At 56.0% G+C, this 14,913-nt stretch carries 15 protein-coding genes; all 15 read right to left on the reverse strand.

Going from position 1 to position 14,913, the window contains the following annotated elements:
• Nucleotides 1-17: 17 nt before the first annotated feature.
• The 15 genes from FIV00_RS29300 to tsaB all read right to left on the reverse strand — a co-directional run bounded on the left by FIV00_RS29300 (nucleotide 18) and on the right by tsaB (nucleotide 14,830).
• Nucleotides 18-653: an RNA-binding protein gene (locus FIV00_RS29300; RefSeq protein ID WP_152504010.1), complete on the reverse strand. Its 636-nt coding sequence runs from the start codon at nucleotides 651-653 to the stop codon at nucleotides 18-20.
• Nucleotides 654-809: 156 nt separating this feature from the next.
• The gene (gene nusA, locus FIV00_RS29305; RefSeq protein ID WP_152504011.1) at nucleotides 810-2,465 is read right to left on the reverse strand and encodes a transcription termination factor NusA; all 1,656 of its coding nucleotides are present in this window, start codon (nucleotides 2,463-2,465) and stop codon (nucleotides 810-812) included.
• Between the two features lie 75 nt (nucleotides 2,466-2,540).
• Nucleotides 2,541-3,134: a ribosome maturation factor RimP gene (gene rimP, locus FIV00_RS29310; protein ID WP_152504012.1), complete on the reverse strand. Its 594-nt coding sequence runs from the start codon at nucleotides 3,132-3,134 to the stop codon at nucleotides 2,541-2,543.
• A 282-nt stretch (nucleotides 3,135-3,416) separates the two neighbouring features.
• Nucleotides 3,417-4,103, reverse strand: coding sequence for a tRNA (guanosine(46)-N(7))-methyltransferase TrmB (locus FIV00_RS29315; protein WP_152504013.1), 687 nt, complete (start codon nucleotides 4,101-4,103; stop codon nucleotides 3,417-3,419).
• 69 nt (nucleotides 4,104-4,172) lie between these two features.
• Entirely contained in the window at nucleotides 4,173-5,345 is a 1,173-nt protein-coding gene (gene metK / locus FIV00_RS29320) for a methionine adenosyltransferase (protein ID WP_152504014.1), read from the reverse strand.
• A gap of 112 nt (nucleotides 5,346-5,457) precedes the next feature.
• The gene (locus FIV00_RS29325) at nucleotides 5,458-5,862 is read right to left on the reverse strand and encodes a helix-turn-helix domain-containing protein (protein ID WP_023014432.1); all 405 of its coding nucleotides are present in this window, start codon (nucleotides 5,860-5,862) and stop codon (nucleotides 5,458-5,460) included.
• A gap of 192 nt (nucleotides 5,863-6,054) precedes the next feature.
• Nucleotides 6,055-7,671: an apolipoprotein N-acyltransferase gene (lnt, locus tag FIV00_RS29330; RefSeq protein ID WP_173006208.1), complete on the reverse strand. Its 1,617-nt coding sequence runs from the start codon at nucleotides 7,669-7,671 to the stop codon at nucleotides 6,055-6,057.
• 94 nt (nucleotides 7,672-7,765) lie between these two features.
• The gene (locus FIV00_RS29335; RefSeq protein ID WP_152504015.1) at nucleotides 7,766-8,995 is read right to left on the reverse strand and encodes a CBS domain-containing protein; all 1,230 of its coding nucleotides are present in this window, start codon (nucleotides 8,993-8,995) and stop codon (nucleotides 7,766-7,768) included.
• Nucleotides 8,996-9,031: 36 nt separating this feature from the next.
• The gene (gene ybeY, locus FIV00_RS29340; protein WP_152504016.1) at nucleotides 9,032-9,547 is read right to left on the reverse strand and encodes an rRNA maturation RNase YbeY; all 516 of its coding nucleotides are present in this window, start codon (nucleotides 9,545-9,547) and stop codon (nucleotides 9,032-9,034) included.
• Between the two features lie 15 nt (nucleotides 9,548-9,562).
• Nucleotides 9,563-10,744: a PhoH family protein gene (locus tag FIV00_RS29345; RefSeq protein ID WP_209007121.1), complete on the reverse strand. Its 1,182-nt coding sequence runs from the start codon at nucleotides 10,742-10,744 to the stop codon at nucleotides 9,563-9,565.
• Complete coding sequence (gene miaB / locus FIV00_RS29350) at nucleotides 10,713-12,188, reverse strand: tRNA (N6-isopentenyl adenosine(37)-C2)-methylthiotransferase MiaB (RefSeq protein WP_152504017.1); 1,476 nt, start codon at nucleotides 12,186-12,188, stop codon at nucleotides 10,713-10,715. The genes FIV00_RS29345 and miaB overlap by 32 nt, the downstream gene beginning before the upstream one ends.
• A gap of 127 nt (nucleotides 12,189-12,315) precedes the next feature.
• The gene (locus tag FIV00_RS29355) at nucleotides 12,316-13,182 is read right to left on the reverse strand and encodes a 1-acyl-sn-glycerol-3-phosphate acyltransferase (protein WP_152504018.1); all 867 of its coding nucleotides are present in this window, start codon (nucleotides 13,180-13,182) and stop codon (nucleotides 12,316-12,318) included.
• Entirely contained in the window at nucleotides 13,175-13,624 is a 450-nt protein-coding gene (locus FIV00_RS29360) for a Fur family transcriptional regulator (protein WP_152504019.1), read from the reverse strand. Before FIV00_RS29360 ends, FIV00_RS29355 begins: the two co-directional genes overlap by 8 nt.
• Before the next feature lie 43 nt (nucleotides 13,625-13,667).
• Complete coding sequence (rimI, locus tag FIV00_RS29365; protein ID WP_152504020.1) at nucleotides 13,668-14,156, reverse strand: ribosomal protein S18-alanine N-acetyltransferase; 489 nt, start codon at nucleotides 14,154-14,156, stop codon at nucleotides 13,668-13,670.
• On the reverse strand, nucleotides 14,153-14,830 hold the full coding sequence (tsaB, locus tag FIV00_RS29370; RefSeq protein WP_152504021.1) for a tRNA (adenosine(37)-N6)-threonylcarbamoyltransferase complex dimerization subunit type 1 TsaB: 678 nt from the start codon (nucleotides 14,828-14,830) through the stop codon (nucleotides 14,153-14,155). The genes rimI and tsaB overlap by 4 nt, the downstream gene beginning before the upstream one ends.
• Nucleotides 14,831-14,913 lie beyond the last annotated feature (83 nt).

The following is a 14,913-nucleotide window of genomic DNA, read 5'->3' on the forward strand; positions in this document are numbered from 1 at the left end:
CCTGCGCAACTGCCCTGTCAAGCGTTGCTCGTTTCGCTGCCAACCGCGGTTGGTGCTCGAAAACTCTCCAATTCGCGCACCCGCGCCAGGAAGTTTTCGCTCGCCTGCCCGTCAAGCAGTGCAGCATGTATCACATTTGACCGGCCCAATGCCAAATCCAATTGGTCCGAATCGAACAAACGGACGATTTGGCATCCGTTTGCCAGTTCCTCTTGGCCGGCAGCCACTGCTGCCAGCTTCCGCACCCCGTCATCTGCAGCGTCCGAGGCGTGGATAAGCCCTATGACGGGATCCCGCCGCAGAACCGCTTCAACCTTTGCAAATCCGGTCACCAGTTCACCGGCCTTGCGAGCCATGGACAATGCCTGCAACGCAGATCGTTCCATGAGCCCATCAACAAGATCCGCCAGTCCCGGTTCGACACGGGCTTCACCTTTAAACCCCCTGCCGAAAACCTTCTTCCGGTCTTTTTCGGCAACGGCAACAATTTCGTTCGAAGCCGTTACCCAAACACCACGCCCGGGAAGCACCCGCTTCAGATCCGGTACAACCCGGCCACCGGGATCAAGCACGAACCGGATCAGCGAGCTGATCGGCTGAACCTCCCGGGTGACGGCGCATTGCCGTTCGGTCGGCTCATTCTTCCTGGGCACCTTGCCACTCCTTCAGGGCCACTCCTTCAGGTCGGCCGTGTTTTCGGTCTTTACAAAACCGTTCAGACCGACCCTTTCACGTCTTCACCGGAGCTGGAGCGATGCAGAAGCGGTCCGTTGACCACAAGCAACTCCGTCCGAGCCTGTCCCTTTGCCTTACCCGTTCAGGATCGCACCGGCCGGGGCTTCTTCTGCCGGCGCTTCAACAGCTTCGACAACTTCTTCTTCGACTTCTTCGGCTTCGGCTGCCTGTGCCGCAAGCTCTTCTTCAGTGATCCAGCCTGCCGCGAGACGAGCGGACATCACCATGTTTTCTGCATCGGCGCGAGAGACGTCGAAGTCGGAAAGGGCACCTTCGAAACGCTTGGTCTCACCATCCTTGCGTTCGGTCCAACCAACCAGGTCGTCAGCAGCACAACCTGCAAAGTCCTCGATGGTCTTGATATCGTCCTTACCGAGAGCCACCAGCATAGCTGTTGTCAGGCCATCAATCGAGCGCAACTCATCAGAAACACCGAGTGCGATACGTTCTTCGTCCTGCTTGGCTTCCAGTTCGCCGAGATAATCACGGGCACGCGCCTGAATTTCAACGGCGGTATCGTCGTCGAAGCCTTCGATCATGGAAATTTCTTCAATTTCCACATAGGCGACTTCTTCAACCGACGTAAAGCCTTCAGTTGCAAGCAGCTGACCGACCATCTCATCAACATTGAGCGCTTCCATGAACAGCTGTGAGCGTTCCAGGAATTCTTTCTGACGACGGTCGCTTTCTTCCTGCTCCGTCATGATGTCGATGGCCCAACCGGTCAGTTGAGATGCAAGCCGCACGTTTTGGCCACGGCGACCGATCGCAAGAGACAATTGGTCATCAGGGACCACAACTTCAATGCGTTCGGCGTCTTCATCGAGAACAACTTTCGCGACTTCAGCAGGCTGAAGAGCGTTGACGATGAATGTCGCTGCTTCATCATTCCACGGAATGATGTCGATTTTTTCGCCTTGCAACTCGCCGACAACCGCTTGCACGCGGCTGCCGCGCATGCCGACGCAAGCGCCGACCGGGTCAATGGACGAATCCTTGGAAATCACGGCAATCTTCGCACGGGACCCGGGATCGCGCGCAACGGACTTGATTTCGATCACTCCGTCATAGATTTCCGGTACTTCCTGTGCAAACAGCTTTGCCATGAACTGCGGATGCGTGCGCGACAGGAAAATCTGCGGCCCGCGCTGCTCGCGGCGAACGTCATAGATAAACGCGCGAATGCGGTCACCAGTGCGGAAGATTTCACGCGGGATCAACTCGTCACGACGAACAATGCCTTCGCCACGTCCCAGATCCACAATAACGTTGCCGTATTCCGCCCGTTTGACGACCCCGTTGATGACTTCTCCAACGCGGTCCTTGAACTCGTCATACTGGCGGTCGCGCTCAGCTTCGCGAACCTTCTGAACAATTACCTGTTTGGCGGACTGGGCTGCGATCCGGCCGAAATCAAGCGGCGGCAACGGCTCGGCAATAAAATCGCCGAGATTGGCTTCCGGGTTTCTGGCCTGTGCATCGGTTAGCGCAATCTCGGTGGAGACGTTTTCAACCGCCTCAACAACCTGCAGAAGACGCTGCAAACGGATTTCGCCGGTCTTCGGATTGATCTCAGCCCGAACTTCCGTTTCAGTCCCGTAGCGCGAGCGTGCCGCCTTCTGAATTGCGTCTTCCATTGCGTTGATGACGATCATCCGGTCGATCGATTTTTCCCGAGCGACCGCGTCAGCAATTTGCAGCAGTTCCAGCCGGTTCGCGCTGATTGCCATTTTTCACTCCTCTTGCGCCAGGGTAGGTCCTGTCTCGTATCCGGCGCGTTTGTCTTTGGCCTCTGAGCATTCGGCTCAGCTGGGCGTGTTGTCCTGTGCCAGCTCTTCAGTCTGGTTCCGGGCGGCCAATGCCGCCTTTTCCGCTTGCAGAGCAGCTGTAATCAAATCGTCGGTGAGCACCAGTTTCGCTTCGCCAATATCTTCAAGCGGCAGATCAACGGTGTCCTTTTCGCCATCGGCCGCATCGGGCAAACGGATCTGAGCCGCGCCGTCCTGCGCGCCCAAGAGCAGTCCGCGGAACCGCTTGCGGCCTTCCTGCATGACTGTCATTTCGATTTTGAGTTCGTGTCCCGCCCAACGGTTGAAGTCTTCCGCCCGCACCAAGGGTCGGTCGATGCCCGGAGAGGAAACTTCAAGGTGATAGGCCCGGTTGATTGGGTCCTCAACATCAAGCGCCGGCGAAACAGCGCGGCTGATGGTTTCGCAATCTTCGACCGTCATGGTGCCGTCTGGGCGCTCTGCCATGATCTGCAATGTGCAGCCATTGGCGGCGCTGATCTTGGTGCGCACCAGACGATAGCCGAGGTCTTCAATGACCGGCTCAACAATTGCGGCAACACGAGCATCCAGGCCCTGTTCCGTTACAATTCTCGGTTCGTGTGTGCTCACACTTGGCTCCTTAAGAAGCAGTTGCCTGCTTTTGAGCATCAGATGCACCTGATCGTCGATTTACATAGGGCAATCCTGCTCGAATTCGTTGGTTTCCGGCGCTAGTTAAGCAAAAAAGAGCGGGTCCCCGGCGGGCCCACTCTCAAAGTGCTCAGATAAGCCGTTTGAGGTGAAACACCGGCTGTATAACGCCAAAGCCATTGTAAACGCAAGAGGCCCGACCAAATTCATCAAAGAAGTTGGAGCGACAAAGACTTTTGCGCTTTCAATGCAGTGAATGCGTCAGATCCTGCGAAAGGTCAGATACCTTCCCACACGGCCTTCGCGAATGGCCTTGTCCTCATAGCGTGTACCTGGCCAACCTTGCCAGGGTTGCTTCCAGTCGCTTGACGTTGCAGCCGTCCATTCAAACTTCGGATGGTCGCGGCAATGCCGCAGCGTCCAGTCGATATAGGTATCGATGTCGCTGGCAAACCGGAATTCTGCACCCCGCTTGAGAGCGCGGGCGTAGCGGTTCAGGTTCTGCTCATTGATGAAACGGCGTTTCCAGTGACGCACCTTCGGCCATGGATCGGGATAAAGCTGGTAAGCAAGATCCAGCGAAGCGGGTGGCAACCAGTCGAGCACATTGACGGCGTCGTCATCATAGAGCTTCACATTTTTCAACTTCTCGTCGACCACGGCAGCAACCGCCTTGGCCATACTGCCGACAAACGGCTCAATGCCTATGAAGCCTGTTTGCGGCTCCGTGCGTGCGCGATGAAGCAAATGCTCTCCACCACCAAATCCAACCTCGAGACAAATCCTGTCGATGTCGGCTTCGAAGAGGCTTTTGAGATCCTCGGGCGCCGGACCGGTCAAATCAACAGTCAGTCGTGGCAGTTCCCGGGCCATGAGGTCTTCACGACGCGGGCTGAGTGGCTTGCCTTTGCGCCGACCGAAAAAGGAGCCTTCGTAGCGTTCAGTCATTCTGTTAAAACGCAGATCGCCGGCAGTTCACCGGCGACCTCCTTCTTTGCCTTGTCAGCTGGTCTGCGCTTATCCCGCGAGCGGGCGAAGCTGATCAACCAGATCTGTCTTTTCCCAAGTGAAGCCACCGTCAGCGTCCGGCTCGCGGCCAAAATGGCCATAAGCTGCGGTCCGCTCGTAAATCGGATTGTTGAGCTTCAGGTGCTCCCGAATGCCGCGCGGGCTCAAACCCATCACATCACGAAGCGCTGCTTCCAGTTTCGCCTCATCGCAATTGCCCGTGCCGTGAAGATCGACATAGACCGACAGCGGATCGGAAACGCCGATCGCATAGGACAGCTGAATGGTGCAGCGATCTGCAAGATCAGCAGCGATGACGTTCTTGGCCAGGTAGCGCGCGGCATAGGCGGCGGAACGGTCAACCTTGGTTGGGTCCTTGCCGGAGAAAGCACCGCCACCATGTGGTGCAGCACCGCCATACGTGTCGACGATAATCTTGCGGCCTGTCAAACCGGCATCACCGTCCGGACCACCGATTACAAAAGCGCCAGTCGGGTTCACGTGCCAAACGGTTTCGCCCGAAATCCATCCATCCGGCAACGCCTGACGAATGTAAGGTTCAACAATCGCCTTCACATCTTCCGACGTCAGAGCCGGGTCGAGATGCTGCGTCGACAGAACGATTGACGTTGCAGCAACAGGTTTGCCGTTTTCGTAGCGAACGGTGACCTGGCTTTTCGCATCTGGTCCAAGTGCCGGCTCTTTGCCGGACTTGCGCGCGTCGGCAAGCAGCTGAAGGATCCTGTGCGAATAAAGGATTGGTGCAGGCATCAGCTCGGCAGTTTCACGGCAGGCATAACCAAACATGATGCCTTGGTCGCCGGCGCCCTCATCCTTGTTGCCGCCAGCATCCACACCTTGTGCGATATGTGCGGACTGAGCATGCAGGTGCACTGCGATGTCGCAGTTTTCCCAATGGAAGCCATCTTGCTCATAGCCGATGTCTTTAACCGCCATGCGGGCAAGATGCGCCAGATAGTCGCCGGTAATGCTTGCCGGGCCGCGGGTCTCACCTGCGATCACAATCCGGTTCGTCGTGGCAAGCGTTTCACAGGCAACGCGTGCTTCCGGCATTTCTCTGAGGTAGGCATCGACGACGGCATCGGAGATGCGGTCGCATACTTTGTCCGGATGCCCTTCGGACACGGATTCAGATGTAAACAGGTAATTCTGACGTGCCATTGGCGATCGTCCTTCTGGGAATGAATATGACTGAAGCGGCGAATGACATCGCCGCTTCGAGTGCATCAATCTTAGAAGTTTTTCGCCACGTCAAGCTCGCGGTCGAATTTTGTTAGTCGTCACCGGCCAGTGAACGGACCAGATCGACAATTCGACGACGCACTTTTGGGTCTTCAATCCTTACGAAGGCTTTGTTCAAAGACAGGCCTTCCGAGGACGACAGAAAGTCGACGACATAGGAAGTTGGCTGTGTTTCGCCAAAGCCTTCGGCCTCTTCAGGTGTTCCGGGAGCATCTTCGAAGAAGAAGGACACCGGCACTTTCAAAACTGTCGCAATATGCTGCAACCGGCTTGCACCAATCCGGTTGGTACCTTTTTCGTATTTCTGAATCTGCTGGAAGGTGATGCCGAGGCTCTCACCCAGTTTTTCCTGACTCATACCCAGCATCATCCGCCTGAGTCGAACTCGGCTTCCTACGTGAATATCAATCGGATTTGGAGACTTCTTACTGGGCATATGCGTCACTCTTTCTTCTTCTCGCGGTGAATGTCCGCTCGTTTTCGTTTGCAACAGCTCCTCTCAAGTCCTCCCACAAGGTCCCAGAGGATCGAAGTTTGCCCGCAACTTTACACTGGTGCATGAAGCAGCCTTCAATCGGCTATTTCACGGTTGTATCACACTTCCTTCACTCAACTCAAACAATTTTTATCAATCTATACGCGAGTCGCGGTTGTATTGTGAGATACCCGCAAATACTACCAATGCGATTGAAATAATCAGCACGGGCAAGTCGCCAAATACCCCATAGAGAGTTTTGCCTAACCTCTGCGGAAGCTGCCCGTCTATCACTCCCTTTTCGAAGATATCAAGCTTGCGAATGACTTCACCCTTGCCGTCAACAATGGCGGAAATCCCAGTGTTTGCGGCTCTAATCATCGGAAGCCCCGTTTCGATCGCCCGAAACCTTGCCTGAGCAAAATGTTGATAAGGCCCAGGAGTGTGACCAAACCAGGCATCATTGGTTACATTCAAGAGAAAATCGGGGCCGTCTTCAGCCCCTGAAACACTTCCCGGAAAGATTGCTTCATAGCAAATCAGAGGTAGAAACCTGGAACCCTGAGAAACACTGAGCGGTCGGCGTTGATAACCCGGGCTGAACCCTCCCGGAAGTCCGGCAAGATTGGTAATGCCAAGACTTTCCAGAAAGGATCTGAAGGGAACGAACTCACCAAAGGGAACGAGCCTGACCTTATCGTAGATGCCCTTCACAGCCCCGTCCCCGTCGACGACATAAACGCTGTTGAAGTATTCTGTTCCCCGTGGTCCGGCCTCGGCGCGGACGGCGCCCAAAACAAGCTCGGTGTTGTCCGTGAGCACTTGCGCGATCCGGAACATTGCGCCCGGTTCCTGCGTCAGCAAAAAGGGTACCGCCGATTCCGGCCATATCACGACGCGCTCCTGCCCAACGCGCGCATCGCCGCCGAGCGGTGCAGCAGTCATATCAAGAAATGTCCGGAAAATGAGATCTCTGAATTCGGGCTGCCATTTGTCCTGCTGGTCAATAGACGGCTGCACGACGCGCACATCCAGGTCGGAGGCCTTGGTCTCAATCGTCTGAAGCCTGTATGTTCCGTAGCCGGCCATAACAAACAGCATTGTCGCCGCAAGACCGACAACCGACATCCGTTGTCGCAACGGTTTGGTATCTGCAAGGACTGCTGGGGCGGAAAAGATGGCGACAATCAAAAACGTCAAACCATAAATTCCAATCACGCTCGCTGTCTGAGACAGTGTCAAAGACCCGGAAAATCCATATCCGAAAGCATTCCAGGGGAACCCCGTCAGAACATGGCCCCGCAACCAATCTGCCAACGTCAGACACGCAGCAAGAAGCAGAATGCGCCGGAACCGGTCGCTCCAGAACAGCGCAGAAAGAGCTGTTCCGATACCGGTGAAGAGCGCCAGACCGATCGGCATCGCCAGAACCGCAAAGGGCATCAGCCAGGCGAAACGCTCGGCTTCGACCAAAAACGCTGCCCCAATCCACCAAAGACTAGCGAGAAAATAGCCGAAGCCGAAGAGCCAGCCCAAACCAAACCCGGTTCGGAAGCGCCTCAGGGACCCACCGGGAACCGTCTCCAAGGCACCATCCAGAAGCCAGACCAGGCATGGGAATGTAACCAGGAGGACAATCGGCAGATTGTATGGAGGCAGCGCGAGAGCTGAAAGGGCTCCACAGGCAATGCACAACAGCCATCGCTGCCAACCCCACGCCAAAAGAAAATAATTGGGCAGGGCGGACAGCCGTTGAGACAACCAATGCATCAGAAACCTAATCCCCTTTGAAGTGCCTTGGAGCTTTGTCGGCTCCAGGCAGGAGGGTCAAGGGTTTATTGCCTGATATCGAAGCACTGACGCATCAACCGCTCGTGCCGGAGACGGATTTGCGTGCTGGTTCTTTCGCCGGATCTCGTTCAGAAGCGCTTTGGGTTGCCTCGCCCTGGGCTTGTTCCGAAGTCGGCTGGTCGCTCCGTTTATTGCGCCGCCGAAGCTCCTGAGGCCGAATTTCGGTCCGGCGGCGACGGATCTTCAAACGCTTGATCCTCCGGGGATCGGCGTCCATCACTTCGAATTCAAAACCCGGGACCTCTTTGGGCACAAACAGCAATTCGCCACGTACAGGAACCCGTCCTATCGAGACATAAAGCAGGCCGCCCAGGGTATCGACATCCTCAGAGATTTCACCGCCGGTCAGCCGCGTACCGAGAGCTTCATCCAGTTCTTTCAGTGGTAGGCGCGGGTCAGCGGTCCAAACGCCTTCCCCCTCGAGAGCGAGCATGGATTCTTCGTCCTCATCATGCTCATCTTCAATGTCACCGACCACTTCTTCGACGAGGTCCTCCAATGAAACCAGCCCGTCCGTGCCACCATACTCATCAATGACCAACGCCATCTGGATCCGTCCGGCTTGCATTTTCGCCATCAGGTCCGTTGCCGGCATGGAGGGTGGGACAAACAGGAGGTCCCGCAACAGATCCGTTTCCTTCAGCGAAACCGACAGATCGACACTGGACAGGTCGAGATCCGGCCTGTTGTGACCATTTCGGGCACTGCCATTGAGGCTGTCAGGTTGTGTCTCGGTTGCATCCTCACCGTTTTCCACAGTAGTTGCAGGGCGGTTTTGCGCACCGCGCTCCGCGATAAAGGACATGACATCCTTTATGTGGATCATGCCACGCGGATCATCGAGCGTGTCTTCGTAGACTGGCATGCGGGAGTGGCCACTTGTCTGAAACAATTCCATGACACGACTGAGGCTGGTATCGAAATCAACTGCGTCGATATCCGCACGCGGGATCATGGCGTCCTCGACCCGCAATTCTCTCAGGCGAAGAATATTTCCCAGAAGCAGACGTTCTTCCGGCGAAAAGGCTGCATCATCGCCGCCCTCGCGCGCGAGTTCGTCTTCAAGGTTTTCGCGCAGGCTCGAAGAGTGTCGCCCCAAGCGCAACACGCGTTTGAGCTTATCCAGAAAGGCCGCAGATCGCTGCGGCTTCATCTCTTGCGGGTCTTCCCCTTCCGGGGACTGTCCTGAGGAAGCGGCCTTGGGCTCGCTTGCAGGACTTTCAGGTTCACTTACGTCCATCATCCATCAATACAAGAACGCCACATGACATGATGCCATTTAACTGCCTTCCGCCACAAGTGGCCTGTCAGCGTAAGGGTCATCAATGCCTATAGTGGCCAATATGGTTTTCTCAAGGCTCTCCATCAGTTCAGCCTCATCATTTTCCTGATGATCATAATCGAAAAGATGCAGCAAACCGTGAACTGTCAAATGGGAAAGGTGATCGTCAAATTCAATTCCCAGTTCTTCTGCTTCGCGCGTTATGGTTTCAAAAGCAAATACAAGATCGCCCAAAAGCGGTCCATAAACATCATCTTGCGGATCACTGCCAGGAAATGACAGCACATTTGTCGGCTTGTCCTTTTCTCGCCATTCCCTGTTCAATTTGCGGATCGCATCATCGTCAGTGAATAAAAGCGACACCTCAGATCCGCGCTGAACCTCAAGGTCCGTCGCCGCAAATGCAGCTGCGACCGCTCGCGTGACAATCTTTTCCAAGCGAGTTTCATCTGACCAACCAACCGCCTCGATCGACAGATCGATTTGAAACCCTTCCGGCAAGCTACCCGACATTCTTTGCCCCGGCTCTCAGGACGCTGCGGCTTCACGCGGTCTTGGCGGAGCTCCATCCTGACCATTGTCGCGGTTGCGTTCGTTGAACCGGCGCTCACGTGCCACAGATTCTTCTCGGGAGGCGTTGTCATAGGCGGTGACGATGCGTCCGACCAACTCATGGCGAACAACATCGGTCTCGTTGAAACGAATATGCGCAACCGCCTCGATGTCTGTCAAAAGGCCCAGAGCCTCACGCAGACCTGATTTCTGACCTGCAGGCAAATCGATCTGACTTGGATCACCTGTCACGATCATCTTGGAACCTTCCCCCAGTCGGGTCAGGAACATCTTCATCTGCATCGACGTGGTGTTCTGCGCTTCATCAAGCAATACCACGGCATTCGACAACGTGCGGCCGCGCATGAAAGCGAGCGGTGCAACTTCGATCATACCGGACTGCAGCCCGCGATCCACTTTTTCGGCAGGCATCATCTCGTAAAGCGCATCATAGATCGGCCGCAGATAAGGATCGACCTTGTCCTTCATTTCGCCAGGCAAAAAGCCTAGACGCTCGCCAGCCTCAACGGCGGGGCGGGAAAGGATCAGTCGAGCAACGTCGCCGCGTTCCAGAAGGGCAGCCGCATATGCGACAGCCAGAAAGGTCTTGCCTGTACCGGCGGGACCTGTTCCGAAAATCAAATCCGCCCGATCCATGGCGCGAATATAGGCGTCCTGGGTTGGCGTTCGAGCGACAATTGTTTTCCGGCGCGTCGCGATCTGCGCAAAGGCCAGGCGCGACTTCGGCTCCAAGGTTGGCAACGGCAATTGTGCTTCGGCAGCCGCCGCCATACGCAGGGCGCCGTCCACGTCACCTGGATGAATTTCCTGACCCTGCAACAATCTTTGATACATCGCCTCAAGCGCGGTGCGTGCCTGTGCGCATCCGGCACGCGACCCTTTCAGCGTCACCTGATTGCCGCGCGCAATGGCGTCAATTCCGAGCCGCTGCTCGATCAGCGCAAGGTTCTGGTCAAACTGCCCGAACAGGTCTCCGATCAGCCGGTTGTCTTCAAAAGCAAGGACAATGTGGGTCATATCGGAGGCCGAGGCGGCGGAAGAAGATTGATCCGTGGACTTGCGGGAAGAAGATTGGCTGTCGCGCGTCAAATGACGTCTCCTGTTCTCAACCGGCTTTCGCCTGGATGGCGCCGGCATCGTCTCGTTCATCTTGCCCGGCATTCAGCCGTCCGAACAGCGAATTAGGTCCGATCTCTACGATTTCCACCGCTTGTACACTGCCAATCAGGCTTTCCGGTGCGTCCAGCTGAACTGGCTGCAGCCAGGGAGACTTGCCAACAAGCTGCCCCGGATTTCGACCTTTCTTTTCCAAAAGGACATCGCAGGTCATACCAAGCCGGGAAGCGTTAAAGGCTTTTTGCTGCTCGCTCACAAGTGCCTGCAATTGGGCAAGACGCTCGGACTTGAGATCTTCCGGCACCTGGTCGTCCATCGTCGCTCCGGGCGTGCCAGGGCGCTGACTGTATTTGAATGAAAACGCAGAGCCGTATTCGACGCGCCGGATCAGATCCATCGTGTCCTCAAAATCCTGGTCCGTCTCACCTGGAAACCCGACTATAAAGTCACCGGACAGCGCAATATCGGGTGTCGCTTCCCGAATCCTGTCGATCAAGCGGAAATAGTCGTCGCGTGTGTGACGCCGGTTCATCGATTTCAGGATCTTGTCAGAGCCGGACTGCACCGGCAGATGCAAATAAGGCATCAAGGTCTTCAGGTCCCGGTGTGCATCAATCAGGTCGTCATCCATGTCACGCGGGTGGCTCGTGGTGTAACGCAACCGGTCAAGGCCGTCGATCTCCGACAAGCGGCGCAGCAACTTTCCCAGACCCCAGGTGGTTCCGTCCTGCGCTTCGCCGTGAAAAGCATTTACGTTCTGCCCGAGCAAGGTCACTTCACGAACCCCGGCTGACGCCATGCGTTCGGCTTCCGTGACAATCTGCGCAACAGACCGGGACACTTCTGCGCCGCGCGTATAGGGCACAACACAGAAAGTGCAGAATTTGTCACACCCTTCCTGCACTGTCAGGAAGGCAGAAGGCGGTCGTTTCAGAACCGGCTTTTCCGCATTTGCCGACAGATGATTGAACTTTGCGTCGATGTCGAACTCGGTCTCGACGATTTTCGATCCCTGCCGGGCTTTCGACAGCAGTTCAGGAAGCTGATGGTAGCTTTGTGGCCCGACAACCAGATCAACGATCGGTGCGCGCCTGGAAATTTCTTCGCCTTCGGCCTGCGCCACGCAGCCCGCGACACCGACCATCATTTCCTTACCTGACTTAGACCTTGCTTCCTTTACCTTGCGGATCCGGCCGAGCTCGGAATAGACCTTCTCTGCGGCCTTCTCACGAATATGACAGGTGTTCAGGATGACGAGGTCGGCATCTTCCATATCATCGGTCGCCTTAAACCCTTCCGGTGCCAGCACGTCTGTCATGCGCTCACTGTCATAGACATTCATCTGACAGCCGTAGGTGCGAACGAAAACCTTGCGGGTGTTGGTCAACTCTTCGGGCGCTGTATTTTCTGACGCGGGTACGGCAGATGTGGTCGTTTCAGCTTCTAGGTCCGGGCGGCTGGTCATTCGTTCCTCGTGGCCATCTTTTCGAGGCCGTCATGTCATGAGTGCCGGTGCCTTTGGCGGGGGAACTTCATTCCCTCTCGCTTAAATCAGTCTCGTCTTTTCTTTCAAAACGAGGTGCACCAGAAATTCAGGCGCCAGCTTTACCGGTTTTTTCTGCATTTGAGAAGAACTCGAAAGCCTCGAGATCATCTGTTTGTTCACTTTCAAGCGGCTTTTGAAGCAAGGAGGCAATCGTCATTGCCCTCACATCCCGCTCAAGCTTTCGGGTCAACGCTTTCCGGTCAGTGTCCTTGTCGACTAGAACGGGGTCTCCCCAGCGAACGATCACGTCCAGCGCTCCACGCGAAAAAATACCCCAAAGGTGACCAGGCAGCTCCATATCGCCATACCAGGCAACGTGAGGTCGATGTGCCCGGCCCATCGGAAGGCCATAAAAACCCTGATAAGCCACCGAAAGTGGTTGAACCCAAACCCTGGACGCTTCATCAGACCCGACGGCTCTGGTGGCCGCACCAAGCAGAGCAGACCGGAAAGGCAGCACACAGTTACCGTCGTTGGACGTACCTTCAGCAAAGAGCACCATTGCATCGCCTTGCGCCATCCGATCCGCAATCTCATCGGCGACCTGAGCCGTCTCGGAGCGTCGCGTTCTGTTGACGAAAACCGTGCGTTGCAACTTGGCCAGAAGTCCGAAGACCGGCCAGCCAGACACTTCAGACTTCGCAATGAAGGAGAGCGGCATCAGCGATCCGAGAACAGCGATATCCACCCAGGACACATGGTTGGCCGCGATCAGCATGGGCCGGTCGATCGAAGGCTCACCAATCTGTTTGATCTTGATGCCTACCAGCCGGGTTGCAATGCGATGCCAGATTTCGGGCAGTTTTCGTTGCACTGGCAGCCGGAATTTGATGGCAATCCACTGCAATGGGATGAGGACCAACGAGACGACCGTCAAAAGAAAAATGATGATGCCTGCCTTGATCTCAGCCATCGCCCTTGTCGTCCTTGGAAGCGCTCAGCGGAACCCCATAGAGTTCCAACCTGTGGTCTACCAGCTTGTAGCCGAGCTTCTTTGCAATGAATTCCTGCAGGGCCTCGATTTCTTCGTTCCGGAACTCGATGACCTGCCCGGAGCGTAAATCGATCAGGTGGTCATGATGTTCATCCGGAACCGTTTCATAGCGTGATCGGCCATCGCGGAAATCATGCCGCTCGATCATGCCGGCATCTTCGAACAGCTTTACGGTGCGATAGACGGTCGAGATGGAAATACCCGGATCGATTGCGACGGACCTGCGATAGAGCTCTTCCACGTCCGGGTGTTCTTCAGAGGCTTCCTGGATGACCATTGCAATGACACGCCGCTGTTCCGTCATGCGCATGCCCTTGGCTATGCACAACTCTGCGAGCGTAGGTTGCCGGTCGTCCGTCATCAAAAGCCGCCTAAGGTCCAATTGCAGTTTCGTGCTACAGCGCTTAGCGAAGATCGATGCGCATGACAAGCGCCGTACCGTCGCCGCCGCTTTCACTGTAGTAGCCCTTGCGCTTGCCGACCTCTTTGAAACCGAGCCCGCGATAGAGAAGCAGGGCGGCTTCATTCGCGGCATCCACTTCCAGAAACAGATGACTGCACCGCTCGGCGTAAAGCCGGAACAAGGAGGCTTCCATGAGCTTTTTTCCAACGCCGCGGCCGCGTTGTCTGGGCTGTACCGCAATTGTGATGACTTCCGCTTCGTCGGCAACTGTGCGCAGAACAACAAATCCAAGCGGCGCCCGTGTTCCATAAGGGCTGGCTCTGCGCGCAACCAATATCGTCACACCATCTTGCGCTTTCATCCGCCCGAATTCGTCGGCGTGCCAGTTGTGTGCGAAAGATGCGGCGTGAATCTCGGCAATCTTGGGCAGATCCTCGTCCAGCGCCTCTTCAACGACCGGCGGCTGGGTCCAGAACCACCAAAAACTCATTGCCGCTCAATCCTTCCCCTGGTTTGCGGTTTTGCGTCCGGGGGCCGCAAATACAGCGGCGAAGGAGACGAAACGACGGGATCCGCAGTCAACCCGAGCTCAGCAACATCCCGGATACCCGGAAATCCACTCACGGACAAGACACGCTCACGAGGCAATCCCAATCCATCGGCGATTTTGTCAGCTGCCGAGCCCGCCAACCTTACTTGGTCAGGCAAGTCACCTGCAAGATCCTGCAAGGAGCGCACGGCCGCCTGACCTGCAGGAAATCCGTCTGCGTCAAACTCCTGACAATAGACTTCGTCACCCTTTCCGGTCAGTGCGACCAGGATCGGCGCCCCGCCATCCTGAGGTGCCGCTGCCCGCGCAATCGCGGCCAGGGTCGTGATCCCGACAACGGGTTTTCCAAGCACAAGCCCAAAACCACGAGCAACGGAAAGTCCAACGCGAAGACCTGTAAAACTGCCGGGACCAACAGTCACCACGACCCGGTCCAGGTCTGCAAATGCAGTCGATGTCTCGGCCATGACCTCACCAATCATGTCCATCAATGCTTCTGCGTGGCCACGGCCGATTTCTTCCATACATGCCTCAAAGCATGCGGTATCAGCGCCGTCATCAAGGACAGCGGCCGCGCAATTTGCAAGGGCAGTGTCTATCGCTAGAACGCGCATACCGGATCAACCATAAGTCTCGCTGCTTATGCCACTACCGCGTGACCTGAGATATGTCGAGCCAAGCTTTGGGCCTAAGTCCA

Origin of the sequence: Labrenzia sp. THAF82 (assembly GCF_009363435.1) — a bacterium.
GTDB classification, from domain to species: domain Bacteria; phylum Pseudomonadota; class Alphaproteobacteria; order Rhizobiales; family Stappiaceae; genus Roseibium; species Roseibium porphyridii.